Source organism: Pseudoalteromonas sp. MM1 (assembly GCF_030296835.1).
GTDB lineage: Bacteria > Pseudomonadota > Gammaproteobacteria > Enterobacterales > Alteromonadaceae > Pseudoalteromonas.
In genome coordinates this window covers 2,324,477-2,351,008 of the sequence record NZ_AP027922.1, presented here as the reverse complement: position 1 = coordinate 2,351,008, position 26,532 = coordinate 2,324,477, and the positions used below count along the sequence as shown (strand labels likewise).

At 40.0% G+C, this 26,532-nt stretch carries 28 protein-coding genes and 1 pseudogene; 17 read left to right on the top strand and 12 right to left on the bottom strand.

The window, feature by feature from the left end; all coding sequences use genetic code 11:
* Nucleotides 1-69 precede the first annotated feature (69 nt).
* Nucleotides 70-1,098 carry a hypothetical protein gene (locus tag QUE46_RS10650; RefSeq protein ID WP_286244774.1) on the top strand — a complete coding sequence of 343 codons (1,029 nt, stop codon included), beginning with the start codon at nt 70-72 and terminating at the stop codon, nt 1,096-1,098.
* Here QUE46_RS10650 and QUE46_RS10645 read toward each other — a convergent pair.
* Nucleotides 1,095-1,337 carry a hypothetical protein gene (locus QUE46_RS10645; RefSeq protein ID WP_286244773.1) on the bottom strand — a complete coding sequence of 81 codons (243 nt, stop codon included), beginning with the start codon at nt 1,335-1,337 and terminating at the stop codon, nt 1,095-1,097. The genes QUE46_RS10650 and QUE46_RS10645 overlap by 4 nt on opposite strands.
* Before the next feature lie 196 nt (nt 1,338-1,533).
* On the opposite strand from QUE46_RS10645, the gene QUE46_RS10640 reads away from it, so the two are divergent.
* Nucleotides 1,534-1,983 (top strand): isoprenylcysteine carboxylmethyltransferase family protein, encoded by a 450-nt coding sequence (locus QUE46_RS10640; RefSeq protein WP_286244772.1) that lies wholly within the window; start codon nt 1,534-1,536, stop codon nt 1,981-1,983.
* Between the two features lie 98 nt (nt 1,984-2,081).
* On the opposite strand, the gene queC is transcribed toward QUE46_RS10640, so the two are convergent.
* Nucleotides 2,082-2,738, bottom strand: coding sequence for a 7-cyano-7-deazaguanine synthase QueC (gene queC / locus QUE46_RS10635; protein ID WP_286244771.1), 657 nt, complete (start codon nt 2,736-2,738; stop codon nt 2,082-2,084).
* 145 nt (nt 2,739-2,883) lie between these two features.
* Between queC and queE the strand changes: the two genes are divergently transcribed.
* Nucleotides 2,884-3,549, top strand: a complete 666-nt coding sequence (gene queE, locus QUE46_RS10630) for a 7-carboxy-7-deazaguanine synthase QueE (protein ID WP_286247733.1) — start codon at nt 2,884-2,886, stop codon at nt 3,547-3,549.
* A 261-nt stretch (nt 3,550-3,810) separates the two neighbouring features.
* On the opposite strand, the gene QUE46_RS10625 is transcribed toward queE, so the two are convergent.
* Both QUE46_RS10625 and QUE46_RS10620 read right to left on the bottom strand, forming a co-directional pair.
* Nucleotides 3,811-4,365: a hypothetical protein gene (locus QUE46_RS10625; RefSeq protein WP_286244770.1), complete on the bottom strand. Its 555-nt coding sequence runs from the start codon at nt 4,363-4,365 to the stop codon at nt 3,811-3,813.
* 199 nt (nt 4,366-4,564) lie between these two features.
* Entirely contained in the window at nt 4,565-4,822 is a 258-nt protein-coding gene (locus tag QUE46_RS10620) for a hypothetical protein (RefSeq protein ID WP_286244769.1), read from the bottom strand.
* A 128-nt stretch (nt 4,823-4,950) separates the two neighbouring features.
* Here QUE46_RS10620 and QUE46_RS10615 point away from each other — a divergent pair, with 128 nt between their 5' ends.
* From QUE46_RS10615 to QUE46_RS10605, 3 genes and pseudogenes are all read left to right on the top strand, one after another.
* A complete protein-coding gene (locus QUE46_RS10615) occupies nt 4,951-5,484 on the top strand; it encodes a GNAT family N-acetyltransferase (protein ID WP_286244768.1) in 534 nt (177 codons plus the stop codon).
* 140 nt (nt 5,485-5,624) lie between these two features.
* Nucleotides 5,625-5,705 (top strand): annotated as a pseudogene (locus QUE46_RS10610) (twin-arginine translocation signal domain-containing protein); the annotation flags it as partial.
* Nucleotides 5,706-5,783: 78 nt separating this feature from the next.
* Complete coding sequence (locus QUE46_RS10605) at nt 5,784-6,281, top strand: lactoylglutathione lyase family protein (protein WP_286247731.1); 498 nt, start codon at nt 5,784-5,786, stop codon at nt 6,279-6,281.
* A 134-nt stretch (nt 6,282-6,415) separates the two neighbouring features.
* On the opposite strand, the gene bcp is transcribed toward QUE46_RS10605, so the two are convergent.
* Entirely contained in the window at nt 6,416-6,895 is a 480-nt protein-coding gene (gene bcp, locus QUE46_RS10600) for a thioredoxin-dependent thiol peroxidase (protein ID WP_286244767.1), read from the bottom strand.
* A gap of 10 nt (nt 6,896-6,905) precedes the next feature.
* Nucleotides 6,906-7,442: a glycine cleavage system protein R gene (locus QUE46_RS10595; RefSeq protein ID WP_286244766.1), complete on the bottom strand. Its 537-nt coding sequence runs from the start codon at nt 7,440-7,442 to the stop codon at nt 6,906-6,908.
* A 360-nt stretch (nt 7,443-7,802) separates the two neighbouring features.
* Here QUE46_RS10595 and bamC point away from each other — a divergent pair, with 360 nt between their 5' ends.
* Nucleotides 7,803-8,861, top strand: a complete 1,059-nt coding sequence (bamC, locus tag QUE46_RS10590; protein WP_286244765.1) for an outer membrane protein assembly factor BamC — start codon at nt 7,803-7,805, stop codon at nt 8,859-8,861.
* Between the two features lie 71 nt (nt 8,862-8,932).
* Nucleotides 8,933-10,303 (top strand): YjiH family protein, encoded by a 1,371-nt coding sequence (locus QUE46_RS10585; protein WP_286244764.1) that lies wholly within the window; start codon nt 8,933-8,935, stop codon nt 10,301-10,303.
* Between the two features lie 117 nt (nt 10,304-10,420).
* Here the strand turns inward: QUE46_RS10585 and QUE46_RS10580 are convergent, their stop codons facing one another.
* Entirely contained in the window at nt 10,421-10,957 is a 537-nt protein-coding gene (locus tag QUE46_RS10580; RefSeq protein ID WP_286244763.1) for an acyloxyacyl hydrolase, read from the bottom strand.
* A 246-nt stretch (nt 10,958-11,203) separates the two neighbouring features.
* Between QUE46_RS10580 and QUE46_RS10575 the strand changes: the two genes are divergently transcribed.
* Together QUE46_RS10575 and QUE46_RS10570 are read left to right on the top strand one after the other, a co-directional pair.
* Nucleotides 11,204-11,797 (top strand): phospholipid-binding protein MlaC, encoded by a 594-nt coding sequence (locus QUE46_RS10575; RefSeq protein WP_286244762.1) that lies wholly within the window; start codon nt 11,204-11,206, stop codon nt 11,795-11,797.
* A 210-nt stretch (nt 11,798-12,007) separates the two neighbouring features.
* The gene (locus tag QUE46_RS10570) at nt 12,008-13,345 is read left to right on the top strand and encodes an ankyrin repeat domain-containing protein (protein WP_286244761.1); all 1,338 of its coding nucleotides are present in this window, start codon (nt 12,008-12,010) and stop codon (nt 13,343-13,345) included.
* Nucleotides 13,346-13,675: 330 nt separating this feature from the next.
* On the opposite strand, the gene QUE46_RS10565 is transcribed toward QUE46_RS10570, so the two are convergent.
* From QUE46_RS10565 to QUE46_RS10545, 5 genes are read right to left on the bottom strand one after another with little or no spacing between them, the layout of a single operon-like run.
* Entirely contained in the window at nt 13,676-14,119 is a 444-nt protein-coding gene (locus QUE46_RS10565; RefSeq protein ID WP_286244760.1) for a DUF2069 domain-containing protein, read from the bottom strand.
* Complete coding sequence (gene wrbA, locus QUE46_RS10560) at nt 14,116-14,670, bottom strand: NAD(P)H:quinone oxidoreductase (protein ID WP_286244759.1); 555 nt, start codon at nt 14,668-14,670, stop codon at nt 14,116-14,118. The genes QUE46_RS10565 and wrbA overlap by 4 nt, the downstream gene beginning before the upstream one ends.
* A complete protein-coding gene (gene arsC / locus QUE46_RS10555) occupies nt 14,670-15,017 on the bottom strand; it encodes an arsenate reductase (glutaredoxin) (protein WP_286244758.1) in 348 nt (115 codons plus the stop codon). The genes wrbA and arsC overlap by 1 nt, the downstream gene beginning before the upstream one ends.
* Before the next feature lie 54 nt (nt 15,018-15,071).
* Nucleotides 15,072-16,529 (bottom strand): M48 family metalloprotease, encoded by a 1,458-nt coding sequence (locus QUE46_RS10550; protein WP_286244757.1) that lies wholly within the window; start codon nt 16,527-16,529, stop codon nt 15,072-15,074.
* A gap of 1 nt (nt 16,530) precedes the next feature.
* On the bottom strand, nt 16,531-17,196 hold the full coding sequence (locus QUE46_RS10545) for a hypothetical protein (protein ID WP_004589173.1): 666 nt from the start codon (nt 17,194-17,196) through the stop codon (nt 16,531-16,533).
* A gap of 147 nt (nt 17,197-17,343) precedes the next feature.
* Here QUE46_RS10545 and QUE46_RS10540 point away from each other — a divergent pair, with 147 nt between their 5' ends.
* The 7 genes from QUE46_RS10540 to QUE46_RS10510 all read left to right on the top strand — a co-directional run bounded on the left by QUE46_RS10540 (nt 17,344) and on the right by QUE46_RS10510 (nt 26,473).
* The gene (locus tag QUE46_RS10540; RefSeq protein ID WP_286244756.1) at nt 17,344-17,562 is read left to right on the top strand and encodes a hypothetical protein; all 219 of its coding nucleotides are present in this window, start codon (nt 17,344-17,346) and stop codon (nt 17,560-17,562) included.
* Nucleotides 17,555-18,631, top strand: a complete 1,077-nt coding sequence (locus QUE46_RS10535) for an AI-2E family transporter (RefSeq protein WP_286244755.1) — start codon at nt 17,555-17,557, stop codon at nt 18,629-18,631. The genes QUE46_RS10540 and QUE46_RS10535 overlap by 8 nt, the downstream gene beginning before the upstream one ends.
* Before the next feature lie 131 nt (nt 18,632-18,762).
* Nucleotides 18,763-20,988, top strand: coding sequence for an aminotransferase class V-fold PLP-dependent enzyme (locus QUE46_RS10530; RefSeq protein WP_286244754.1), 2,226 nt, complete (start codon nt 18,763-18,765; stop codon nt 20,986-20,988).
* Nucleotides 20,989-21,328: 340 nt separating this feature from the next.
* Nucleotides 21,329-22,975: a glucose-6-phosphate isomerase gene (pgi, locus tag QUE46_RS10525; RefSeq protein WP_286244753.1), complete on the top strand. Its 1,647-nt coding sequence runs from the start codon at nt 21,329-21,331 to the stop codon at nt 22,973-22,975.
* A gap of 268 nt (nt 22,976-23,243) precedes the next feature.
* Entirely contained in the window at nt 23,244-24,716 is a 1,473-nt protein-coding gene (zwf, locus tag QUE46_RS10520; protein ID WP_286244752.1) for a glucose-6-phosphate dehydrogenase, read from the top strand.
* Between the two features lie 3 nt (nt 24,717-24,719).
* Nucleotides 24,720-25,430: a 6-phosphogluconolactonase gene (pgl, locus tag QUE46_RS10515; RefSeq protein ID WP_286244751.1), complete on the top strand. Its 711-nt coding sequence runs from the start codon at nt 24,720-24,722 to the stop codon at nt 25,428-25,430.
* A 335-nt stretch (nt 25,431-25,765) separates the two neighbouring features.
* Nucleotides 25,766-26,473 carry a SapC family protein gene (locus QUE46_RS10510; RefSeq protein ID WP_286244750.1) on the top strand — a complete coding sequence of 236 codons (708 nt, stop codon included), beginning with the start codon at nt 25,766-25,768 and terminating at the stop codon, nt 26,471-26,473.
* Nucleotides 26,474-26,532 lie beyond the last annotated feature (59 nt).

Genomic DNA, 26,532 nt, shown 5'->3' with positions numbered 1-26,532 from the left:
AATTTAAGGCGCTAAAACGTAACAACAACATAGATTATATCGCCTTACGCGAATTTATTTGGTTTATGTATGTCAGATAAAAAAAGTCGCATTGAGCCGCTGCTCAGTGCAGAGCAAAAATGGCAAAACAGTTACGAGCAGCCAATTTCGTATGCGCCATTAGTGCAACTTGCTAATAACAGCTGGATAGTTCCACAGCATTTTTTACGCTATAAACACACCTTACAAAGCGTTAATCAGGTTCTTGATAATATTGATTTTTCAGCGCACTTTAGAGTGCTTGCTGCGCAAAAAGATCAGCAACTTTATTTACAAGTTGCCGTGCTCAGCCCCGATAATTACAAAACCAGTAGTTATGCGGGAGAGGGCACAGCAAAAAAATTACTGTTTGGCAGACGCTGGATAGTAGAGGAAAACTTACCCACCTCTGAGCTTATTCAAACAGCGTTTTTAGCGCTTAAAATAGCGCGAGAGCACGAGGTAAGAGAGCTGTTTCAACTTACTCACAGCAATAATACAACCAGTACCCCATTTAATAATCATCATGATTTACCGGTTATGGCACAAAATGCAGAGCTCGTTACTGCACACGCGCCGCCGGGCACAGAGATTATTGAGCAGTTATTAAAACGGGTGTTATTTGCAGGTGCTACGGTATCGCTAAGTGCTATGCAGCAAATAAGCTCACAGCAGTGGTTATACACATTAAAATTACACTGTCATACTTGCCAGCTTACTGAATTTAATAACAAAACCTTTGCATTTTTAACCAGTGATAGCAGCGCAAATAGCTTTTTACACGGCCTTATTAATGCCCTGGTTGATATTAGTAATGAGTATGTGAGTGAGCAATTTAAATACCAAGGGTTTGCCCGATTTAGTAAACACAACTCCGTAGAAAAAATAGGGGAGCTTAGTGTGGCAATGCGTTCACCTAAAGTATTGAGGCTTTGCTCGCTTGGAAAACAACATGCAAATAAGCTTAACTTTGAAATAGATAGCTCTCGTGCGCCACAGGGCTGCGGCCAAGCTATAGATGGGTTTTTAGCTGCTCATGGCATAGAGCAGCCAGAAAATGCCCATTTATATCGTTTTTAAAGGCGGTTAATTTCTTCTTTTGTGGAATAGCTTGAGTCTGTCACTATGGCCTCAAGCGTTTGCACGCGCTCTTTTAAGGCAACCACTTGTGCGCTTACCTCGGCCAGTTGTTTATTCGCATCTTGGTTGCTATCTTGCATTTTGTGTTTAAATTCAAGGTGCTTTTTGTACATATCGTATATAACCCCAGAGCCAACCGATATAAGCACAATAAGTACTATCATTGTAGTGCCTGACATAACCACTTCCTTTTATATTCATCGCTTTAGTTGTGTAAAGTATAACCATATTTTAAAGTGGTTAAACCTGACAATTGTAACTTTATTTGTCGATTGGGACAGCGTGTAGTTGTGTTCATCATTGATACATACGATTTATTGTTTAATACTGATAAAACATAAAGTACGTATTTTATAAGTAATACAGTGAGTTGCTATGTTAAATAATAAAATTCCACCGGTTATTGTAGTCTTGGTTTTTGCAGGCATTATGGCTTTAATCGCGCATTATAGTGTTATTGATTTTACAGCGTTTATTACCTATTTAGCGGCAAGCCTAGTAATCATTGGCTGTGTGTTTTGTATTGCCGGAGTCGTTAGCTTTAAGCTTGCCCGCACCACAGTAAACCCTAATAAGCCCGAGCAGGCATCTAAACTTGTGACTGGCGGCATTTATAAAATTTCGCGCAATCCTATGTATGTTGGGTTTGCATTTATTTTAGCGGGGTGGGGTATATGGCTTAGTTCGCTGTGGGCACTGTTATGCATTATTGGTTTTATTGCGTATTTAACGCTTTTTCAAATAATCCCAGAAGAGCGAGCACTAACTAAATTATTTGGCCAAGAATTCACCGAGTATAAAAACAAAGTTAAACGCTGGCTTTAACTTTCAGTAAAAACAAAAAAGGCTATCGAAATGATAGCCTTTTTGCGTTCAGCGCTAATAAGTTAACCGTGCTTTCACTGAAAACCCCATAACTAGTGTTATTCGTACTCGATTGGATCAGTGACGTTATTAAGCTTAAATGCCTCTAAACGTTCTTGGCAGGCGCCACATTTACCACAGGCTTTTTCGCGTCCGTTATAACAAGTCCATGTTTGGCTGTAGTCTAAGCCCATTTTTATGCCGTCGGTTAAAATATCAATTTTGGTGTTATTTAGGTACGGGCTAAAAATTTCTACAGCGTCGTAATTTGCAATACGACATACATCATCCATTTTTTGCACAAACTCAGGGCGGCAATCAGGGTAAATAGCATGATCGCCCGAATGCGCGCCATAATATACTTTGCTAGCTTTTAAAGACACTGCGTAACCAACCGCCAGCGAAAGCAAAATCATATTACGATTAGGCACAATGGTGCTTTTCATGCTTTCTTCTTCGTAATGGCCTTCGGGTACATCAATATCATCAGTCAGTGATGAGCCACCAATAAGCTGATTAATTGCTGATATATCTACAATTTTATGTGGAACATTAAGCTTTTTACACACGTTTGCAGCCACTTCAAGCTCTTTAACATGACGCTGACCATAGTCAAATGAAAGGGCATAAACATCATGGCCTTGTTGTAAGGCTTTATTTAATACGGTAAACGAATCCATACCGCCGGAATAAATAACAACTACTTTTTGCGTCATATCTGGATTGCTCTTTAGTTTTAATAGAGGTTTATATCAGGGCGCGATATACTACACGGCCGCAGCTTAAATAACAATTTTTGGGCAGCGCTTTTTCGTCTTTTATAGTAGCAATGTTGCAGCTAGGCAGTAAGTGAGATCTCTTTTGTACAAAATTAATGAAGTGTTTGAAACCATCCAAGGTGAAGCAAGTTTTACCGGCACCCCCTCAATATTTTTGCGTTTGCAAGGCTGCCCAGTGGGCTGTGCATGGTGTGATACTAAACAAACTTGGGAAGTAGATAACGTGTACAAAGTATCCCTTGATGAAACGGTAGAAAAAAAAGCCGACTCAGATCACTGGGCCGATGCCAGCGCCGAGCAAGTACTCGAGTTATTTAAATCGCGTGGCTACAACGCAAAACACGTGGTTATTACCGGTGGCGAGCCATGCATGTTCGACTTAAACCCAGTGTGTAACTTGCTGCACGATAACGGCTTTACAACACAAATAGAAACCAGCGGCACGTTTGAAATACTCGCCCCTGAGCAAACATGGGTTACTGTATCGCCTAAAATAAACATGCGCGGTGGTTACGAAGTACTTACCAGCGCCATGAAGCGCGCAAACGAAATAAAGCACCCAATAGCCATGCAAAAGCACGTAGAAGAGCTTGAAGAGCTATTTGCAAAAACAGGTGTTAACCCTAAGCTTGTTTATTTACAGCCAATCAGCCAAAAAGTGTCAGCCACCAAATTAGCCATCGACACCTGTATTGCCAAAAACTGGCGCCTATCGGTGCAAGTACATAAGTATTTAGGGATTAGCTAAGCGAAAGAGCTGCTGTAAGTGCTTAGCTGTAAGCGATAAGCTGCTCGGCGTTAAGTTATATTACGTAGATACAAGGTTGGGTTGAGTGAAACGAAACCCAACACCATAACTCCATTACTCCCTCTTTATATAAACCACCACACCAGCTTATTTAAACACGTAGGTCGGATAAGCGAAGCGCCATCCGACACAAAAAATTGAATACCGTAAAAATAAATTGGTTTCTGCTAAAAGCTCAGCAAGGGTAGCAACGCTTTTAATTTAATCTTTCTTTAGATATTCAGCTACCTCAAGCACTTGCTCATGAGTGCCTGTAGGTAAAAGTCTGTCTACATTGTAGTCGTAGCATAAATACTTTTCTTTACTCCACGCTGAAGATGTTTTGCTCCCAACTAAAAGTTTACTGCCACTTGTGCACTGGGTATAACCATTAGCGCGAGCTGCAACTTGCCAAGTTACATAATTCGCAATAAGCGTTACTAATGAGACTACTAGCATTACACCAATAGCTTGTCCTAATTTCATTTTTACTTTTTCATAAATAGGCTTTTTAAATAACTTCGATAAAATATCTAAAACACCGATAAATGACCCCAGCCATAAAACTATACTGCCGGGAATCATTAAAATATCAGCGGTAGACGATATTATTACTGGATAGTTACTATATGGGTATAAAATTCCTTGGATTATTTCCCTAAAAAGGTAAGAAATCATTAGCCAAGTAACACCAACACTTAATAGAATTGTAAACACAACAGCAAATAAAAAAGTAGCGTCGATATTACTAAATCGTTGTTTTAAAGTTTTTACCACGAATTAACTAACTCATTCATAAAATCATTCAGCTCTTTTTGTTTTGATCTTTACGGTTCTGATTATTGACTCAGTATTAGTAGGTTGGGTTGAGTGTAACGAAACCCAACACTATATACCTTTACTCACTCTTTATATTAAGCAACACATTAGCTTATTAAACACGTAGGTCGGATAAGCGAAGCGCCATCCGAAAAGGCTAGTTAATTTCTTCCCCACAGTGATAGCATTCATTTTTTGGCAGGCGATAGCTAGTAGCTGATTGCATTACTTGGTTTTTCTTACACTTTGGGCAAAAGTAATTAATAACATTCACAATTAGCGTGATTGCAAAAATAAAACTGCCAATATAAAACGGGTTTGTATAAAACTGGCTACTCACTGGTGAAAACATAAAGCCAATAATACATATAATCAATGCGACTAAATACACTCTAAACTTGATTGCCTTACTCAAAATTAAATTCTCCTTTTTTATCTTTTTATCTTTTTATCTTTTTATCAAATAGATTGGTATTTAGCCACTTAAAGTTTATTTTGGGTATTTTAAAGTGTAATTAAGGATATACGGAGATCAAAAGTTAAATGGAAAAGTACTTACATATAAAAATGTCAAAAGACATAAAGCTCTCTCCTTTATTAGAAAGTGATGCTCCCGATGTTTTAAGATTAGTTAATGAAAACCGTATTAATTTAGCAAAATATCTTTACTGGGTTAAAGGTGTATCAGACATAGCGTCGGCCCATAAATATATTTTTGAACGAGTAAATAGCGGAAAAAGTGGTTCACGATGGTTCAAAATAAACTTTAAAGGTAAGTTTTGTGGTGTATTTGCTATTAAATCAATATGTCCCGATTCGGCAGTTGCTGAATTAGGCTATTGGTTAGCTCAAAACGCTCATGGTAACGGGATTATTAGTCAAATCATTTCAAAAGCTCCGCAGCTACTCACGAGCACTCATGCTAAATTTATCGAATTTAGGTGCCTAGAGAAAAATGCGGCAAGTATAAAGGTTGCGTTGAAATCAGGCGCTCTGCTTGTAAATGTTATACCTAATTTTTTAGTTGCGGATGATGTATGGCAGAACCTGAATATTTATAGAGCCGCAGTAAAATAATAAATATGTTCCAACCATCATCACAAAACGTAATCATAAACATCATATTTGATAATTTTTTGTCCTCACTATATTCATTTATTATGGCTAATTAATCCCCTTTAATTACTTTTAACGCCCTTGCCGTTAAGGAACATGCCATGAATAAAAAAGAGTTAAACCGTAGAGACTTCATGAAGTTATCGGCAGCAGGGTTAGGTGCTGCAGCGCTGCCTATGCTGTTTACAAGTTTAAATGCTAATGCCAACCTGCAAGTGGCTGGTAAAGGCGGGCAAGAAAATGGCTTAGCCGATTCGCCAATGCCTTACCCGCGCACGTTTTCGCATATTGGTGTGTCAGTGCCAAACTTAGAACAAGCCGTTAAGTTTTACACTGAGCTGCTAGGTTGGTATTTAATTATGAAGCCTACAAAAATAACAGAAGATAAATCACCCATTGGTGAAATGTGCACAGATGTATTTGGTGCTGGGTGGGGCAGCTTTAAAATAGCTCATTTATCAACAGGTGATAGGGTGGGCGTTGAGTTATTTGAATTTAAAAATCAGCAAAACCCTAAAAATAATTTTGAGTATTGGAAAACGGGGATATTTCATTTATGCGTACAAGACCCTGATGTAGAAGGCCTCGCTGATAAAATAGTGGCTGCGGGCGGTAAAAAGCGTATGAAAGCGCCGCGTTATTATTACCCAGGAGAAAAACCATACCGCATGATTTACATGGAAGACCCGTTTGGCAATATTTTAGAAATTTATAGCCACAGTTACGAGCTTATATATTCAAGTGGCGCATATGGTTGATTAACTATGTAACGTGCAGCTGTACTCAAACAAACGTCAATAAAAAAGCGTTGCCCCAGAGCAACGCTTTTTTCTATTTTTTGATAGCTGATAGCTGATAGCTGATAGCTGATAGCTGATAGCTGATAGCTTACTTATTCCGCCGCTAAGTAATCTAAAACCACTTGATGATGATCTTTGGTTTTAAATTTATCAAATAAGTGTTTAATTTTACCGTCTTGGCCTACTAAAAATGTTAGACGGTGAATACCATCGTACTCTTTACCCATAAACTTTTTGTAGCCCCATACACCAAATGCTTCTGCAATGGCGTGATCTTCATCAGCTAATAAATCAAAATTAAGTTCTTTTTTAGTTTCGAAGTTTTTAAGGCGCTTGATTGGATCTGGGCTAATACCGACAACACGGGTATTAAATTTAGCAAGTTCACTTTGTTGGTCACGTAAGTTCTCGGCTTGAACCGTACACCCTGGTGTAGAGGCTTTTGGGTAAAAGTACACCAGTACTTGTTGCTCTTTTAACAGCTCGCTTAATGTGACTGTTTCGTAGTTTTGGTTTTGTAAGCTAAATTCTGGTGCTGTATCACCGGCTTGTAATGGACTAATTTTGTTCATGCTGTGCTCCTTAGCGAATACGTTTAAAAATATAATCTACGTTAAGACTGTGCGAAAGGTTTTCAAAGGTCACTTTAAATTGGTCTATATCAACCTCTACTGGAATATTAAACTCAATTTCGCAGCGCATTTTAGTGTCGCTTTCTTCATCGTAGGTGTCTGACTTTAATGAGCAGATACTAATGTGGTGATCGGCAAAAAAACGCGTTACTTTGCTTAGTGTACCTGGGGTGTCTATCCCAGTGTATTCAAGGGTGTAGCCTGCGCAAAACTCACTTTCGGTGTGGCGAGTGGTACTGCGCTTCATCATGGTGAGTAGGCCCAGCTCCATGCCTTTAGTAGGCAAAGTGTGCTCTATGCGGCTAATGGCCGACATATCGCCGCTCAGTAGCATGGTAAAAGTAAATTCGCTACCTAAAATGGCTATTCGGCTATCTACTATGTTGCAATGACAATCACTTACAAGCTGAGTAAGTTCACTTACAATTCCCGGTCTATCTTCGCCAATAGCGGTTAAAACAATTTGATGATTTGAAAATGCAGTCATGAAGTTTAATACCTACGTTTTTTGAAATATAACAACCGAGTTGGTATAGCCCTTTGCCCATACAATACGTTGCATGGCGGCGAAGTTTAACACAAAAAGTGCTCTAAACTACATAGGTGCTTAATTAAAGGCGCTTTATAGCATTGTGTTCCTTGTTTTTACAGGCACAGGAAAGTACCATAGCTAAAATTTGTCTTTTTGTTGTTATAGATTTTATAACACCAAGGTGTGAACTTTATTGCAATTAGACAGCCAAATAATAAATGTAAAGTTAATGTTGATTTTACACTGAACCAAATTCGGTATTACCCACTCATATACGTGTAAAACAATTAAAGGGTATGCTAAGGAGAAATATCTGTGCAGTATTGGATCCCAAAAGCACTTGCAGTGAGTGTATTGGTAAGTTTATCAGGGTGTAATGTTTTTATTAATGAAGCGCACAACGAACGTAATTATCGTACCCACGAAGGTGTTAAAACTCCGCCATCGTTATCGCAACCCGCGCAAGATCCGGTTTATAAAATGGATGTGGGCCAATACGATAACAATCCTGAGGCAACAAACTATCGTCCACCAGCACAGGTTTTAACTGTTGCTAAAGGTAGCTGGGTAGAAGAGGGCGACAAAAAAGCTCGCGTTTACTTTGATAAAAACGACGGAATAGTTGATTTAGATGAATTTGTTTGGGATTCAATTAAAGCGGTTATTGCCGAAAGTAATGCAACGACCACAAAAGAAGATAAGCTACTTGGTATTATCGAAACCGATTGGTATGCCATAATTAAAGCGGAAGAAAGCTGGTTATGGGGCGATGAGGTAAGCGAAAACCAAGAGCGTTTTAGATTCACAATTGAAGAAAAATCGCATCAGCGTACTGCGTCGTTGCGCGCTGAGCTTATCGATTTTAAAGGCGATGACACCTTAACCGATTTGCTTAAGCAGCAACTAGAAGTGCGCGCGCTTAACCAAGTTGTGGCTGAGTTTGATTACCGCTACCGCCAGTTAGAATTAGAAAACCGTAAGCGCCAAGGAATTATCTCGCTTGAAATGGGCTTTGATAACAAAGGCAATGCTGCACTTGTTACTGAGCAATCATACGATGCAGTATTTGATCGTTTCTCGGGCTTTTTAGAGCGTTTATCGTTTACTATTGTTGAGATTAAAACTGACACTGGCTTAATAACTGCCGACTACAACAAGCCACAAAGCAGTGTATGGGATTCAATTTGGGGCGACGAAGTTGCGCAGCTTCCTATTGAAGAAGGGCAATACCAAATTTTAGTGAGTAAAACTAAAGAAGGCGGTACAAGTTTGACCTGGATGGACGACAAAGGTGAAACACTTGAGCCTGGTACCATGAACGGTTTACAGCAAGCGTTAGAAGCAGCACTTATACAGCGCGGCATTAAAATTTAAATAATTAATAATAAACTTTTACTACAAAAAGAGCGCTTTGCTCTTTTTGTAGTTTTTATGGGTTAAAAAATATGTCTCAGTTACCTCCTCGCACACACTATACGTGGCGCACTTGGTTTACTTTTTTAGTACCGTCGTTAATTGGTGTTTTTTTGTTTATGACACCTATTCCTACCGCCGACGGGATGACCATTCCTATTGCGTTAATGGCTAAAGGCGTGCAAGCGCTTATGGCGGGCTCCGCGCAAGCTATTATTACCTTAATTATTTGTATTACTGGCGTTATGTCGGTGATCACTAAAGTATTCAACCCCGTCGCTATTTACCAGTCGCCTTTGTTAAAACATTTGTTTGATGTAAGCATAATTTGGCTGGTAGTGCGCTTATTTGGTATGGCATTTGTGCTAATGACCCATTTAGGGTTAGGGAGCGAGGCAATTACCTCAGCAAACACAGGCGCTTTGGTATTAAATGATTTATTACCTGTGTTGTTTTCGGTATTTATACTAGCCGGCTTATTACTGCCATTATTAATTAATTTTGGGTTATTAGAGCTTGCAGGCACCATGCTTACAAAAATTATGCGCCCAGTATTTGGCGTACCAGGGCGAAGTGCGGTTGACTGTACTGCGTCGTGGTTAGGTGATGGCAGTGTAGGCATACTTATGACTGCAAGGCAGTACGACCAAAAACACTACACGCAACGTGAAGCGGCTATTATTGGTACTACGTTTTCGGCGGTTTCAATTACCTTTAGCTTAGTGGTTTTAGGCCAAGTAAAATTAGAGCACTTATTTGCCCCATTTTATGCCACCGTGTGTTTAGCCGGTGTGGTTGCCGCTATTATTGTGCCGCGTTTACCGCCACTTCGTTTTAAAAAAGATTTACTCATTGATGGCAGCGAGCCAAATCGCGATGCCGAAGCTATTCCAAATGGCAAAACCTTAGTGGGTCATTCGCTGGATGTTGCATTAGCTAAAGCCAATAATTCATTAGGTTTTAAAGGTACTTTAAAAGAGGGCGTGCATAATGCCCTTGATATGGTGTTTGGTGTACTGCCTGTTGTAATGGCCGTAGGAACATTTGCACTTATTATTGCTGAGTACACGCCGGTATTTCAGTATTTAGGTATGCCGTTTGTGCCATTTTTAGAGTGGTTGCAAGTACCCGAGGCACAGGCCGCAGCACAAACTATTATGGTGGGATTTGCCGATATGTTTATTCCGTCAATTTTAGCTGCGGGCACCATTGAAAGCGATATAACGCGCTTTATTATTGCCGCAATGAGCGTAACTCAGCTAATTTACATGTCTGAGGTTGGCGCACTTTTACTGGGCAGTAAAATACCGGTAAATATTGTTGAGCTGTTTGTTATATTTATTTTACGTACACTTATTACGTTGCCGGTTATTGCCTTAATGGCGCATTGGTTAGTTGGCTAGTAGCGTATTTTAATTATAAAAAGCCCTGATTTATCAGGGCTTTTTTACTAGTTATTTCAATTTACCCTAATGCTTAACATTTTTAAGTGGTAAATTGATACTCGTTGCGAGGATATATTAAAAGCGCCTTGCCACTGAAAGCGTTAAAAAGTTTAAACCCGGATTAGGCTCTTTAAATCCGGCGTTTGAGTAATGAATAACCCGAAGCGCTACGTTAGTGTGGCCAAAGTCTGCAACTAGTCCAATACGGTCTTCAAATTGATAGTGAGTGCTAATGTTTTTACCCGCAAATTTAGTCTCATCAATAAGCGATACACCAATACCTGCCTCAATATAAAACGGGGTATTATGAAAACTAAAAGCAGGAAATTGCAGCACGGGCGACATAGCCAACACAAGATTAGATTGCGAGTTGTCACCATGGCGGTATTCCCACATATTAACGCTGGTTTCAAAATAAAAGCGCGCATCGCCTACTAAGTTTTGTAAGCTAGGGGCATGATATTGATAAGCCAGCTTAACGCCATTCACGTTGCCTTCGCCTTTGAGAATATCTACGGCGTAACCGTGATTAGACTGTGCAAACGCCGATTTACCCCATACTGAAATAATTAAAAATAAAGTAATAGTGAAAGTTTTATATACCGTTTTCATAACTGCCAAATTGCTGTGTGAGTCGAATTAGTAATTAAATGATAAGGGCGGGGTATTTACATTTTCAATGAGGACAAAATACCGCTTGTTTATAGGGTGTTAACAGGGAATGCTTAACTGACTGAAATTAAATAGTTTATTTTATTGGTGCCAATTTGGCATTAATAAGGTGCATTTTTGTGTCTTTTTTTAAGAGTTAAAATCGCGTAATTTAGCTACATCTTAATCACACACATGGTCACGCTTATGAAACTTTTTAACACTTTATTTATTGCTGCCACCTTATTTAGTAGCGCGTTATTTGCGCAAACATCGCAGTCACCTCAACATATGCTTGAGGGCGTTGCAGACACACTTTTTAGCGACATTGCTAAAGTAAATGCAAAAGGTGATGCGAGTAAAGCCGATATGGCGCGCATTGTAGAGACGCGTTTAATGCCAAATATAGATATTAAGTTTGTGTCGTTTAAATTGCTTGGTAAACACATAAAAGGTATTGAGCGTGAGCAAGCTGTACGCTTTATTGATGCAGTAGAGCATTATTTAACAGGCACTTACGCAGGTGCGCTTATGAAGTACACCGGCCAGCAAGTGGTATTTGAACAAGATACCGCTAAAAGCGACTCTGAGTACGCTACGGTTAAAACGCAAATTATTGAGCCAAACGCGCCTGTGATTGATCTGCATTTTAAGCTGCGCCAAGGTAAAGACCAGCAATGGAAAGTATACGACATTGTTGCCGAAGGTATTTCGCTTTTAAGCGCTAAGCAAAAAGAGATTATTCAACGTATTTCTGATGTTGGCTTAGAGCAAGTAATTAGTGAACTAAAAAATAAATAGTTCACTCCCTGATTAAGACCCCCTCCAACCAAAAAAGCAGCCGCACTTTAGTGTATTGGCTGCTTTTATATTTTCTTAATATTCATCTACTTTAAGCTCGCAGCAAAAAAAAGGTGTGATAGAATATCACCACGTCGATTAAGCGTGGTGTCAGCTAAAAACTGCTATAACTGACGCCTCATCAAGCTACACTGGAGTTGTGCTGTTTTAATGGAAAATGTACTGATTTGGCCAAAGGAATACCCATTACTTATTAAAGGACTTGTAGAACAAAACGGTGCCTTTATTTTAGATGCTTTAGAAGCTTGGCCTGCATGTCGTTCTACTATTGAAGATGACGGTGTATGCACCACGGTGCTACCACCCATTTACTATTTGATATGGTTAACCCCGCTTGAACCCTTTGAAGAGTGTTATTTTCAGCATATTAGTGAATATGACGAAGATGCGCACGCTTACATTGCTGCTGTCAAAAATCATTATTTAGATAACGAATACACCAGCGAGTCCATGGCACTAATGCTGTGCCAGCGCTTAGAAAAATACGCCAGTGTGGCGGCGCAAAACGCACTTGATACACCCCTTTCGTTGTTTAGCTTATTATTTAGTAAACGCTATTTCTCTTTAATAGAACATGCCCTAAACAGTGGTAGTAAATTAAGTGCACACGATACACTAGCGCTCTGGCAAGAAGTTGATTTTAGAGAGCGTTTAAGTGCTTTTTTACCTGAATCGGTCGCCGATTTAAATGAACTTACAGAGCTTGCCAGTCAAAAAGTAGCAAACGGTAAAGACTATTTTACGCTGTTAACGCAAGTATCGCCTGATGTTGATTCTATTGTATTGCTTGAAAAAGCATTACTTGCTCATTTAAGTCAAAAAAGCGCAAAGCAAACCATGGCGATGCGTTTTATTGAGCAAGGTGCTACCGGTACCTTGGCTGATGAAAACAATAAAACAGCATTTATGTGGGCAGCCGAAAAAGGCTATGTAAATGTGATAGAAACATTGCTTTCTAAACAAGATCAAAAAGCGCAAGACACCTTAGGTAATACTGCACTGCATTATGCAGTACTGGCCAAAAACGAAACGTTAATGGTGTTATTACTAAAAGCAGGTTACGACTTTAGAGCACGTAATAACGAGGGCTTAAGCTGTTACCGGTTAGCAGTAAGTATAAAAGCAACTAATTTAGTTAAATGCCTTGAACGTGACTTTGGTATAAAAGAGCTTTCGCCAGAAGGGCAATTTAACCGTATTAAAAAGGTGCACGCCTTACACGCCATTGTCACTATTTTATTGCCATTGCAGCTCTATTTCTTTTTTGATGAAAGCATTGCCATAAAAAGTGAACTGACTTTAATTTTTACATTGATTGCATCGGTGTGTTTTTTCTTTGCGGCGAGTTTAAAGCGCTGTGCGCTCTATCCGCATATAAAGCACCCGTGGGGATTATTTGTGTTGCGAGTTTTTTCGTTGTTGAGCTTAATAGCACAGCTTGGATTAGCCAGTATAGTTGCTCTCGCTGCGCTGAGCGAATTGGTATAACGCTTAGCAAACTAAAAGCCGAAAAAAACGTGCTTACATTGTTATGTTAAGCGCGTTTTTTTGTGTGTATAAGCTGTTATACCAATCCGCAATAATATCTATTCATTTTGCGGGGCTAAACGTGTCGCTATCTGCGTTAAAAAACTCTCATTTACGACTGCATGGATGCAGAAGGTAGAGCAATGCAGGAGCAATTGCCGAGAACAACTAAATAGCGAATTTTTTGCCTTGCTATCAACACGTTTTTCCATCCTCAAAATAGATCACTTATTTATCCGGATTGGTATTATTTCAACTTTCAGCTTAAATAACTAATTTTGCGAATAAGCATTATTTATTGTATTCGTTAGCTGCTTTTTCCTCTGCGAGCTCTTCTTTAAGCTTACGTATTTTTAAGCCTTGCTCTTGCCCACGGTGCCTTGCGTAATACGTGCAGCCAATAAACATGGCAGAGGCAAACACAAGCTCTAATAACACCCATATTAGCTCATCAGGTGCAGCCCATAACATGGTCAAGCCGTGTATAAAGTACAACATAACAACAAAGTTAGCCCATGCGTAAGTGTAGGTGTTGTCTTTAATAAAGCCTCTTAAGGGCAACAGTAAAGGAATAATAGGCACAAACAGCGATACAAAACTTGCGTTGCCATTTAGCGGAGGTACAAAGTACATCCACAGTGGAAATAAAAGTAATAAACCCATATAGCCAAATATAGCGGTGCGCTGAAATTTTACAGTAATCGGCTTTTTAGCAGGGGTGTCAGCGGTATTCATTGAAGTTTTCTCGCAATGTGAGTGAGGCGTTTACCAACGCTTTGGCATATTTTAATTTCATCTTTACTTAAGGTATTAGTATTGCTGCTGCCGGCTACATGTGTTGCCCCGTAAGGTGTGCCGCCGGTTTGCGTAGCTAGTAACTCTGGTACTTCGTAAGGTACCCCTAATAACATCATACCATGGTGTAGTAGTGGCAATGATAAATTAAGTAAGGTGGCTTCATTGCCGCCATGCATACTGCTTGACGATGAAAACACACAGGCCGGTTTATCTATTAACTGGCCTTTTAGCCACAGATCGCTGGTGGTTTCCCAAAATGTTTTTGCTTGCGATGCCATCATACCAAAGCGGGTAGGGGTGCCAAAAGCAAGGCCGTCACAATTGATTAAATCATCTTTGGTAATGACTATATCGTGCGGATTTTTAGCAACAAAGGTACGCAACTCGGCTGTGGCACCCTGTTGCTCTATAGATTCGGCTATTTCGTGCGCCATAGCCTCAACCGAGCCATGGCTTGAGTGGTACAGAACAACAATGCGGGTCGTCATTATAATACGCTTAATACGTTTTCAGGCGGGCGGCCAAGGGCTGCTTTACCGTTGTTTTGTACAATAGGGCGTTCAATAAGTTTAGGGTTGTCTACCATGGCGTTTATTAGCACTGACTCGTTGGTTTCTTCTTTTAGGTTAAGCGCTTTGTATGCATCTTCTTTTGTGCGCATTAGCTGGCGAGCTGAGCTGAAGCCTAATTGTTCTAAAAGTTGGCTAATTTGTTCATGGTTAAGCGGTGTTTTTAAATACTCTACTACGCGTGGTGTTACGCTATTTTGTTCAAGTAATGCTAGAGTTTCACGCGACTTAGAACAACGTGGATTATGATAAATAGTAACTGACATACAATGAGTTCCAAAATGTAATTTGCCGCTATTTTAGGGCAAGCGCTGACAGACTTAAAGTCTTGCCAGCTCTTTTTGTAAACGGCGATACTGAGTGAGCAAGGCTTTTAAGCGTTGCTGTTTAACCAGCTCAGTGGGTTCTACGAAGTTAAGTGCTTTTTGGATTTCGTCTGCGGCTTTAATATACGCGCCATATTGCGATAACACATCAGCATTGGCTTCGTGATAAGCAGCAAGCTTGTCTTGTTTTTTATAGGCATCGGCTAATAGCTGTTTGCCTAAGCTATGATCGGGCTTTTCAAGTAAAAAGCTTTTTAAAATGTTTTCAGCTAATTCAAACTGTTCAGCCTCTAGTGCCGCATTTGCATAGTTTAAAGTAATAACTTGGTTGTTAGGGCGATAGTTGTTTAGTTCAGCCAAAAACTTTACGGCCTCGTCGGCTTTTTTTTGCGCTATTAGTAAATCGGTATGGGTATCGATATAAAATAAATTTTTAGGGTTTTGCGCTAATAGCGGCTCTAAAATTTCGGCGGCTTCATCTAGTTTATCTTGATCAAGTAAGCTTATGCCCAAGCCGTATTTAAGCGCGGTATTGTTGTAACTGTTTTCGCGCATTAACTTTTTAAACAACGCTTCGGCATTTTCGGGTTTGTTGGCATAACGGGCAAGTACACGGCTTTTTGCTAAATTAAACTCAAGGCTTGGGTTTAAATGGCGTACAGGGTATTGCTCTGCACGCAGGCGTACGTCAGATACACGGCTCTCTGGTAAGGGGTGAGTGAGTAAAAAAGCGGGTGGCTTGTACTTATATCTTATTTGCGCTGCAAGTTTAGTTAAAAACTCACTCGATGCGCGGGCGTCAAAACCGGCGTTATTAAGGGTTTGCATACCAATTCTGTCGGCTTCTTGCTCGGCAGCACGGCTGTGAGTTAGTTGGCTAAACGCAGCTTGAGTTTGGTTAGCCGAAATAATAGCAATACCTGCATCGGGAGCCACAACGGTGGCTAATATACCGGCTATCATGCCCGCAATAGTCAGTGCGCTGTTGTCTTGCTGTTGCTGAATACGACGAGCTAAATGGCGCTGAGTTACGTGCGCTATTTCGTGCCCAAGTACAGAGGCAAATTGGCTTTCGTTATCTGATTGCGCAATAAGCCCAGTATGCACACCAACATGCCCGCCGTAAAAAGCAAAGGCGTTAATTTCGTTGTTATTTACCCAAAAAAAAGAAAAAGGAAAACGCACGTCGTTTGCATTAGCTACTAGTTTTCGGCCAAGTGTGGTTAAGTATTCGTCTAAAACGGGGTCGTTTACTACCGGTGATGAGCCTCTTATTTGCATCATCATCACTTCGCCAATGGCTTGTTCTTTTTCAAGTGGCAAAACTTGTAGCGCAGACGTGCCTAAATCCGGTAGCGTAAAGTTTGTTTGTGCCTTTAACGGCTCACTAACCAGTAGGCTAAAGGTAAGCGCGGCACTGCATAAAGTGATAAAGGCTGATTTTAGCTGCATTTTATTCCTTGTTAATTTGTTCACCAATGGCAATTTTTGCTATGTCAATTTCATCGCTGCTTGCACGGCTGTCTTTTTCGCACAATTGGTAGAGTTCTTTTATTGTGACTCCATCAAGCTTTACAACGTTCAATTCCTGTTGCAAAAATTTAATAATTTTATGTACTACCTTATGTGCATGTAAAATAATGGCTTTATCGGCCTTGTCGCCGCGCTCAAAATAAAAGCCAATAAACTTATGGAGCTGATTTATGCGGATCAGGTTTTTCATTGAATGCGGATCCCATACTTTAAACTCCATAAAGCGGTTATCTTTAACGTACTGATCAATAATAATGTCTTTAGCATAGGGTTGCGCCCAAAGCTCAAAGCCACGGTCGGTAAATACTTGGTGCAGTGCTATACGCGGCTTATGCTTGGTGTGTATTTCACCAAAATCATCTTCATAGCCATCAAGTAAGTCTAAGTTCCAATTGCGTTTATTAATTAAGCTTTTTACAGCATTATCAAATCCGTGCTCCAATATTCCTTCAGACTCACTGACCGAAGAAGCAACAAGATGATAAAAAGGCGGGAGCTCTCCCCAGTTTATCTGCTTTTTGTACCAATTAATCTCTTTGAGAGTTGGATTACTAGGTAGTTGCGCTTTATTATGCGTGCCAGGCATTAACTTATCCTTACTGCTAATTATGGTATAAGGATAAACCATTGCAGGGGTGGTTTTAAGAAAAAGTTACTGCTGTTCACATTTTATAAATACAATGACCGACAATATGCGACTTATTATTCATTTTACTTAGCGGGTAAAGTAGTTATGTTAGAGTGCGATTTAAAAAAATTTAAATGCCCACAACAGTTTGTACAATTTAAATTAGCGCTTCGTAGTGCGCAGTCAACTAATAAGGCAATAACGTTTAGTATAAATAACGACGAAAGCGCAGATGATATTACGCGTTTTTTAACAAAAAATGCATATACATATAAATTTGATCAATACCAAGGACTACTACTAGTGGAGCCATTGCATGTTTGAATACGTTAAAACATGGTACGAAAGGAAATTCTCAGATCCTCATTCAGTCACCTTACTTTTTTTACTCATTGCCTCTGTGGCACTACTGTACTTTTTTGGCTCGTTAATTGTTCCTGTATTAGTAGCATTAGTGATTGCTTATTTACTTGATTGGCCAGTGGTGCACTTAGAGCGCTTTGGTTTAAAACGTTTTAGTGCCACTGTTATTGTGATGCTGATATTTACCGGGGTTATGCTTACCCTTATTTTGGTTATTGGCCCAGTACTTTGGAAGCAAACTAGTAATTTAGTACAAGAAACCCCGCACATGGTAGAGCAAGGGAAGTCATTTTTAATGGCCTTACCACAGCAATACCCTAGTTTAATAAATGCCGAGCAGGTCCAAGCTATTGTAGCCAGTGTAGAGGCCAAGGCGTTGGAGTTTGGTCAAGTTATCGTGTCGTTTTCACTCACTTCGTTAAAAGATGTTGTGGCATGGCTTATTTATTTGGTGCTTGTACCTTTACTGGTATTTTTTATGCTTAAAGACAAGCTTGAGCTTACAAGTAGTGCCGCTAAGCTTATTCCGCAGCAGCGCCGGTTGATTTTGCAAGTGTGGCACGAAATGAATCAGCAAATAATGAATTATATTCGCGGTAAAGTATTCGAAATTTTAATTGTGGGTGGCACCTCGTTTATTGCCTTTACTGTACTTGATTTACGTTATGCAGCGTTACTTGGTGTACTGGTTGGGTTTTCGGTTTTAATTCCGTTTGTTGGCGCTGCATTAGTTACCATACCGGTTGCAGCGGTGGCGTTATTTCAATTTGGTATCGAAACACAGTTTTGGACGGTGTTAATAATATACGGAATTATTCAGGCGCTCGATGGTAATGTATTAGTGCCCTTGTTGTTTTCCGAGGCGGTTGACTTAAACCCGGTATTTATAATTGTTGCAGTACTATTTTTTGGTGGCTTATGGGGATTTTGGGGCGTGTTTTTTGCCATACCTTTAGCATCACTTGTAAAAGCATTAATTAATGCCTGGTCATCAACACACGAAGAAATAGCAAAAGAGCTGGCAGAGTAACGCAATATACTTTTAGTTTAAAAAAGCATAGTAAACGCACCTAAGTTACTAATTGATTATTACCCAATGTGAATAAACTTATGTACTATTGGGTATAAGATATATTTTTTAGTAATAAAGGTGCGTTTTTAATGTCTGAGTTTTTATTGCACGATGAACAAGCTGCCCAAGTTTATCTTGATGCAAACGCTACAACGCCTGTTTTACCCTGTATTGCCGATGTGGTGTCGCACACCATGCAAATTTGTTTTGGTAACCCCTCTAGCCCCCATATTAGCGGTATACAAGCTAAGTACTTATTAGAACAAACAAGGCAAAATGCACGTAAAGTGATTGGCGCGCCCGATGGCGATATTCTTTTTACCTCAGGCGCGACAGAGGGCATACAAACAGCCATTGTATCAACGCTCATTCATGCTAAAAATCATACGATTAAAAACCCTGTATTATTGTACGGGGCAACTGAGCACAAAGCGGTGCCTAATACGTTAAAACATTGGAATAGCGTTTTAGGTATTAACGCCCAATTACTGGCTATTCCTGTTGATAGCAAAGGGGTTTTAGATTTAGCGTTTATTAGTGAGCACATAAATAACGCGCTAATGATTTGTACCATGGCGGTTAATAACGAAACCGGTGTTTATCAAGACCTAAACGCTATTGAGCATACTATTCGTAGTCGTAATAAGTCAGTATCTTGGATGGTTGATTGTGTACAAGCTTTAGGTAAACAGACGCTCGCGCTTAGCCGTACCAGTATAGATTATGCCCCGTTTTCGGGCCATAAACTGTATGCACCAAAGGGAATTGGTTTTTTATATATTAAAAATGGCAGCGCCTACACACCATTTATTGCGGGGGGCGGGCAAGAAAGCGGCATGCGCTCTGGCACCGAAAATTTACCAGGCATAGCAGGGCTTAATAAATTGTTTAACTTGCTACTAGATCAAAACGACGACACATTTAAGTCGGTTGAGGTATTAAATAGCTATCGAGCACAACTACTTAATGCGCTGAAAAGTACCTTTGGAGATATAACCTTTAATCACGAGTTTTCACATTCTGTGCCTACCACCCTTAATTTTGCTGTCGATACGCTTACCTCCAAAGAGGTTATTGATTTATTTGACGCAGCAGGCATTAGAGTCAGTGGTGGCTCGGCGTGCAGTACCGGTGCAACGCGTAGTTTTGTGCTTGATGCAATGGGAGCCACTAATTGGCAAAGTGAAAACGCCATTAGGTTGTCGTTTGGGCCTGCTGCAACACAAGCGCAAATTAGCCAAGCATGCAAACGTATATGCTCGCTAAAGGCGGTATTAGAGGCCAATTGCTTAATAGTTTCTGATAGTGCGTCGCCAAAGCAAGAAGTGTGCGCGCTGGGATTAACACAGTTTAGACATAAAGGGGCGTGTAGTTGGCTGTATGTGAGTGACGACAACAGCGCCGTTATTATTGACCCGGTAATAGAGCTTATTCCGCGCTTTGAAAACATAGTAAGCACACAACAGCTCAACGTAAAAGCAATTTTAGATACCCACCATCACCAAGATCGCCCAAGCGCAGTGGCTTTGTTAAATGAAGTACTGGGCACAACACATACGATGCAAAATAGCATTGAGCTTGGTACAAAAACGCTAACCACAAAGCCAACCCCAGGGCACAGCAAAGACAGTGTGAGTTATTTATTAAAAGAGCGCGCCACAAACCATGTTGATTATTGTTTTTGTGGCGATTTAATTTTACCGGCAGGGCTTGGTAATACCTCGCTTGAAGGGGGGAGTGCGACACAAATGGCACACTCGCTTATTAGCCTTGGCGAGCAAATAAGTGATGATACGGTTATTTGTTCTGGGCATGACTATCAGCAATGCTTTGCCATAAACTGGCGTACAGTACGCGCACAAACGCCTTTGCTTAACCCATTATTAAATGAAGAAATAAATACAGCGCAATTTGTGCAGCTAAAAGCACAACACGATCAGCTGCATATACAAACTAGTAGCCAATTGTGTGGCTATGTACAAGCAGCGGTCCAATCACACACCAAGCAGCTAGACTTTGCACAAGCCAAAACGCTATTAACGCAAAAAGATGTGTATTTAATTGATACTCGTGAACCGTATGAACATGGTGCAATTAACGTGGCGGCGCTTTTTGCCGCGCCTTTAGCCAATACGTTTAATATTTCACTTAGCCGTATGGCTAACGCCATAGTGCAAAATCAATTAAACCCGCAGCATACTTATATTTTATTGTGTAGAAGTGGCAATCGCTCTAAAATTGCGGCAGCTAATTTACAGCAGTTAGGCTTTAAGAATATTTATAACGTAGCGGGTGGCTTGGCCTTGATGAGCTAATTTTTGGCCTAAATTTGTAAGTGTTTTAACCACTTTAATAGCCAGGCATCTGCCGCGCATGCATTTTATGCGTAATTCATGAATATTTAATAAATGTTGATTAAACTGTTAAATGCTTAAAATTTGTGGGTAATTAATTCATAAAATTTTTATGATACCGGTGTCAAAAGTAAAAAATTGCGTTATTATCTGCATCATAAATTATAAAAACAGCATTTTTATTGCTTTTTTCGTTATACTACGCGCTTGCTTTTTTATTAGCACTACGCGCAATTAGCGAAGTCTTTTTACCTAAAACTGTTTTTAAATCATTAGTTTAAATATTTTAGAGGATATTTACATGTCTAATCGTTCGCAATTAGCAAGTTGGCAAGCACTGCAAAATAGTGCTGCGCAGATGAAACAAACCCATCTAAAAACGTTATTTGCACAAGATAATACACGATTTGATGAATTCTCTACTCAAATTCCAGGTGTGTTGTTTGATTATTCAAAGCAGCGTATTGATAAAACTATTTTTGCACAACTCATCGAGCTTGCTAAAGAGTGTGACATTGCCTCTTGGCGCGACAAAATGTTCAGCGGTGAAAAAATTAATATTACAGAAGAGCGTGCCGTTCTTCATACCGCTTTACGTAATCGTGCTCATACACCTTTAGTTGTTGACGGCGAAGACGTAACACAAGCGGTTGATAACGAATTAGCAAAAATTAAAGCCTTTGTTGAAAAAGTACGCAGCGGTCAATGGCTTGGTTACACAGGTAAAGCAGTAAAAGATGTGGTAAGCATTGGCGTGGGTGGTTCAAATCTTGGTCCGCAAATGGCAACCGAAGCGCTTAAAGCACTTGCAGATGACACATTAAACGTGCATTACGTATCTAATGCTGACGGTGTTCAAATTGCCTCTGTGTTAAAAGCAATTGATCCAGAAACAACATTATTTGTTATTTCATCAAAAACATTTACCACTTCAGAAACCATGACTAACGCCAAAACGGCCGTTGATTGGTTTTTACAAACCGCAAAAGATGACAGCGCCATTGCTAAGCATTTTGTTGCTGTTAGCACTAATTTAGAAAAAACCGCCGCTTTTGGTATTAGCGATGAAAACGTATTCACTATGTGGGATTGGGTTGGGGGTCGCTTTTCACTTTGGAGTGCGATAGGCTTACCTATTGCGTTATACCTAGGTTATGACGCGTTTGAAGCTATTTTAGAAGGCGCATTTGAAGTGGACGAGCACTTTAAAACAGCCCCATTTGAGCAAAATATTCCGCTTATAATGGCACTACTAAGTGTATGGAATACCAGCTTTTTAGGCTTTACGTCGCAAGCTATTTTACCGTACGACCAAGCGCTTCATATGTTACCTGCCTATTTACAACAAGGTGAGATGGAAAGTAACGGTAAACATGTTAACTTTGCAGGCGAAACCGTACCTTATACAACGGTTCCTATTATTTGGGGTATGACCGGTATTAACGGCCAACATGCGTTTTATCAATGTTTACATCAAGGTAATGTGATTGTACCTGCTGATTTTATTGCTTCAGTTAAGCCGCAGGTAGCCGTAGATAAACATCACGATATTTTATTATCTAACTTTTTAGCGCAAACAGAAGCAATGATGAGCGGTGTAGATGCACAGCAAATTACTGAAGATTTAGCCGCAAAAGGTAAAACACAAGCGCAAATTGATGAGTTGCTAAATCATAAAATTCATCAGGGGAACCGCCCTACAACATCTATACTGCTAGATACAGTTGATGCGAAAACAGTAGGACGCTTAATTGCGCTGTACGAACATAAAATTTTCTGCCAAGGCATAATCTTAGAAATTTGCTCATTTGATCAATGGGGTGTAGAGCTTGGTAAAGGCCTTGCCTCTAAAATTGAAAGCGAACTAACCGATGACAGCGTAAAACACGCTCACGATAGTTCAACGAATGGCTTAATTGCGTACTACAAGCAGCATCGTACGCAGTAATATATTCGCTTATGTAAATAAGCAAACCGAGTACCTTTGAACGGGTAGCGCTGGAGTTCTTAGGGCCTGTATTTTTGTGAGAGGATTTACAGGACTCCTAAGACTCATTTAATTGTGCAAATAGTCAAATAATAAACACAACAACTTAGCGTAAAACATTCAATAGGCTTTTATTAACCCTAAGAGCCACTGTCATTCAAGCACTAAACCTGCATACCAAGCGGCTTATGGAAGTCGCTTTTAGGTATTACAAACGTAGAGAGTAACTATGCTTAATCCTTTTGATATTATAATTTTTGGGGGCGGTGGTGATCTTGCGTTACGCAAATTGCTACCTGCAATGTACAGAGCATATCAAGAAGGCAACTTACCAGAAGGCTCACGTATTCTGCCTACAGTGCGTGAAGAAAGTAAGCGTGCTGACTACATAGAAACAGCACACAACGCCCTGAAAGAATTTTTAAGTAAAGGCGAATATAACGCTAAAGATTGGAAAGCATTTTCTACTTACTTAGTGCCTGTAGTTAGCAACGTAACCGAAGCTGACGACAACTGGGATGTACTTAAAGGCATTTTAGATGAGCACGACAGCAATAAATCTCGCGTATTTTACTTATCACTTCCGCCTGCTGTTTACGGCACATGTTGTGAAATTTTATCAACGAAAGGGCTAATCACGCCAACTTCACGTGTAGTTGTTGAAAAGCCAATTGGTTACTGTGGCGAATCTGCAGAGGCTATCAATGGTAAAATTGCAGAGTTTTTTGACGAAGAGCAAATTTTCCGTATTGACCACTATTTAGGTAAAGAGACAGTACAAAACCTTATGGCATTGCGTTTTTCAAACTCATTGTTTGAAAACATGTGGGATGCCAAATCTATTGATAATATTCAAATTAGTTTATCAGAGACGGTAGGCCTTGAAAGCCGTGCTGGTTTTTACGATAAAGCCGGTGCGCTGCGTGATATGGTGCAAAACCACTTATTACAATTATTGTGCTTAGTGGCAATGGAATCACCAAATAAACTAAACGCAAACAGTATCCGTACTGAAAAACTAAAAGTACTAGAGGCACTTCGTCCGTTACTTGAAGGTGACGTGGATGAAAATATCGTTCGTGGTCAATATGTACCAGGCGACTTAAACGGTAAAATTGTACCAGGTTACCTAGAAGAGCTTAATGAAGGTTCAAGCAAAACAGAAACCTTTGTTGCTATTCGTGCACATATTGATAACTGGCGCTGGGCGGGGGTACCATTTTACCTTCGTACAGGTAAGCGTATGGCTAAACGATGTGCAGAAATTGTGGTTGAATACAAAAAAGTATCGCACAATATTTATGAAGGAAACGTAGGTAATATTGAGCCAAACCGCCTTGTTATTCGCTTGCAACCTGAAGAGACGATTCAATTAACGCTTATGTCTAAGCGCCTTGATAACCTTGAAATGCAATTAGAGCCGGTAACGATGAATATTGAGCTTTCTCAAGCGTACAGCAATGGTTTCCATTCTGATGCTTACAAACGCTTAATGCTTGATGCTGCAGCTAATAACCCATCGTTATTTATACACCGTGACGAAGTTCGCCAAGCATGGAAATGGATAGATCCAATTATTGAGCGCTGGCAAACCAAAGGCAAACCTGCACTTTACCGTGCTGGTAGCTGGGGACCGGATGATGCTGATGAATTATTAGCTGAAAACAACCACGTGTGGTTTAACACAGGCGATAAGGCGTAAGGTATGGCAACACTTGTTGAAAAATTTTTTGACTCAAAAGGTGAGTTAACCGCTGAGCTATCACATACGCTTGAGCAATCTTTACGTGATGGTATTAAAAGTGATGGCCGTGCTGTGCTAATGGTATCGGGTGGTTCGTCTCCTGCGCCGGCGTACAAGCATTTATCAACGCTTGATTTAGATTGGCAAAACGTTGATGTTGCCATGGTGGATGAGCGCTGGGTTGAGCCAAACCATGAAAAAAGTAACGAAGCGTTTATAAAAAGCACTTTATTACAAAATTACGGCAGTGCAGCAAACTTCATTACAATGAAAAACGATGCCGCAACGGCCGAGCAGGGCACACAAGTATGTGAAGCCGCTTATAGTGCTTTAAAAGCACCGTACGATGTAACTATATTAGGCATGGGCCCAGATGGCCATACAGCGTCTTTGTTCCCACATGCGCAGGGCCTTGAGCATGGTTTAACAACCCAGCAAACTGTGTGCGCTATTAACGCTATAGAAAGTGACGTCACAGGCAGCATTACAGAGCGCATGACGCTAACGTTAAATGCAATAGCAAACTCAAAAGTGGTCAAGTTACTTATAAGCGGTGAAGAAAAGCTAGCGGTTTACAAGCAAGCTAAAGCGGGAGGCGAGGTAAACGATATGCCACTTCGCGCAGTGCTTAATCACCCGAGCATTAATATAGAAGTATATTGGGCGCCTTAATTTAGGTTTTCAATCACACTTTAAAGGCAGCTTATTTTAAGCTGCCTTTTTATTTGCCTAAATTTAATGCTATTTGTAGCAAAAAAAGTAGTGCTAACTGTTAACCAATGTTAACGGTTTTTATAAGGTTGTATTAAAAACAACCATGAGGTGCGGTGTTTTTAACCATATTCAGGTGGTTTTAGCTGTCTATTTTTTAGCAACGCACAGATTTAGTTAAACTTTATTTTTTCATGACGGTTGTCATAAAACTTTCCCTTCCTTTTTTCGTTCAAAAGCATTAGCCTAAAGGCATTAACAATGAAACATATATTAAAAATAAACGGAGCAGTAACATGGCGGAGCAACAAGTACAGCCTTTACACAACGAAAAGCATGCCAACACTAAAATTCAAAACGGCATCAACGTTGAATTTATGAAAACTCAACATTTAGTGCCAGTAGTTGCACACGAGTTTGCACGCGTAGCAAATGAATTTCCAATGTCTTTTGTTAAAAACAACGAAAGCGGTACTTTCCAAGCAGTTGCAATGTTTGGTCTAGAGCCAGGCGAAAACCTGTTTGTAGAAGATGGCAAATGGACAGCAGCTTTTGCTCCTATGGCATCAACGCGTTACCCACTAGGTCTAGTAAAGCATCCTGAGCAAGATCAATACGGTATTGTGATTGACGAAGCCAGCTCACTTGTTGGTGAAGAAGAAGGTAATGCATTATTTGAAAACGGCGAAGAAACAGAGTACTTGAAGCGTCGTAAAGAGTCTTTAGTGTCTTTCATTGAGTTTTCTCAAGTAACAGAAGCATTCACTAAATACTTAGCTGATAAAGAGCTACTAGTAGCGCAAACGCTAACTGTAGACATTAAAGGCGAGAAAAAAGACATCAACGGTATTTACCTTATCGATGAGAAAAAACTAAACTCACTTAGCGATGAAGAGTTTTTAGAGCTTCGTAAGCGTGGTTACTTAGCACCTATTTATTCGTTCTTAACATCTACTCACCAAGTAGCTCGTTTAGCACGTTTAAAAGCAAAACAAAGCGCGTAATTATATACACGTTTAGCTAAAAAGCGCCTGATGGCGCTTTTTTTGTGCCATTAAACTTG

Bases quoted from the DNA above. Each gene is read 5' to 3' on its own strand.
- QUE46_RS10650 (WP_286244774.1), top strand. From the start codon at position 70: ATGTCAGATAAAAAAAGTCGCATTGAGCCGCTGCTCAGTGCAGAGCAA.
- QUE46_RS10645 (WP_286244773.1), bottom strand. From the start codon at position 1,337: ATGTCAGGCACTACAATGATAGTACTTATTGTGCTTATATCGGTTGGC.
- QUE46_RS10640 (WP_286244772.1), top strand. From the start codon at position 1,534: ATGTTAAATAATAAAATTCCACCGGTTATTGTAGTCTTGGTTTTTGCA.
- queC (WP_286244771.1), bottom strand. From the start codon at position 2,738: ATGACGCAAAAAGTAGTTGTTATTTATTCCGGCGGTATGGATTCGTTT.
- QUE46_RS10615 (WP_286244768.1), top strand. From the start codon at position 4,951: ATGGAAAAGTACTTACATATAAAAATGTCAAAAGACATAAAGCTCTCT.
- QUE46_RS10605 (WP_286247731.1), top strand. From the start codon at position 5,784: ATGCCTTACCCGCGCACGTTTTCGCATATTGGTGTGTCAGTGCCAAAC.
- bcp (WP_286244767.1), bottom strand. From the start codon at position 6,895: ATGAACAAAATTAGTCCATTACAAGCCGGTGATACAGCACCAGAATTT.
- QUE46_RS10595 (WP_286244766.1), bottom strand. From the start codon at position 7,442: ATGACTGCATTTTCAAATCATCAAATTGTTTTAACCGCTATTGGCGAA.
- QUE46_RS10585 (WP_286244764.1), top strand. From the start codon at position 8,933: ATGTCTCAGTTACCTCCTCGCACACACTATACGTGGCGCACTTGGTTT.
- QUE46_RS10580 (WP_286244763.1), bottom strand. From the start codon at position 10,957: ATGAAAACGGTATATAAAACTTTCACTATTACTTTATTTTTAATTATT.
- QUE46_RS10575 (WP_286244762.1), top strand. From the start codon at position 11,204: ATGAAACTTTTTAACACTTTATTTATTGCTGCCACCTTATTTAGTAGC.
- QUE46_RS10570 (WP_286244761.1), top strand. From the start codon at position 12,008: ATGGAAAATGTACTGATTTGGCCAAAGGAATACCCATTACTTATTAAA.
- QUE46_RS10565 (WP_286244760.1), bottom strand. From the start codon at position 14,119: ATGAATACCGCTGACACCCCTGCTAAAAAGCCGATTACTGTAAAATTT.
- wrbA (WP_286244759.1), bottom strand. From the start codon at position 14,670: ATGACGACCCGCATTGTTGTTCTGTACCACTCAAGCCATGGCTCGGTT.
- arsC (WP_286244758.1), bottom strand. From the start codon at position 15,017: ATGTCAGTTACTATTTATCATAATCCACGTTGTTCTAAGTCGCGTGAA.
- QUE46_RS10550 (WP_286244757.1), bottom strand. From the start codon at position 16,529: ATGCAGCTAAAATCAGCCTTTATCACTTTATGCAGTGCCGCGCTTACC.
- QUE46_RS10545 (WP_004589173.1), bottom strand. From the start codon at position 17,196: ATGCCTGGCACGCATAATAAAGCGCAACTACCTAGTAATCCAACTCTC.
- QUE46_RS10540 (WP_286244756.1), top strand. From the start codon at position 17,344: ATGTTAGAGTGCGATTTAAAAAAATTTAAATGCCCACAACAGTTTGTA.
- QUE46_RS10535 (WP_286244755.1), top strand. From the start codon at position 17,555: ATGTTTGAATACGTTAAAACATGGTACGAAAGGAAATTCTCAGATCCT.
- QUE46_RS10530 (WP_286244754.1), top strand. From the start codon at position 18,763: ATGTCTGAGTTTTTATTGCACGATGAACAAGCTGCCCAAGTTTATCTT.
- pgi (WP_286244753.1), top strand. From the start codon at position 21,329: ATGTCTAATCGTTCGCAATTAGCAAGTTGGCAAGCACTGCAAAATAGT.
- zwf (WP_286244752.1), top strand. From the start codon at position 23,244: ATGCTTAATCCTTTTGATATTATAATTTTTGGGGGCGGTGGTGATCTT.
- pgl (WP_286244751.1), top strand. From the start codon at position 24,720: ATGGCAACACTTGTTGAAAAATTTTTTGACTCAAAAGGTGAGTTAACC.
- QUE46_RS10510 (WP_286244750.1), top strand. From the start codon at position 25,766: ATGGCGGAGCAACAAGTACAGCCTTTACACAACGAAAAGCATGCCAAC.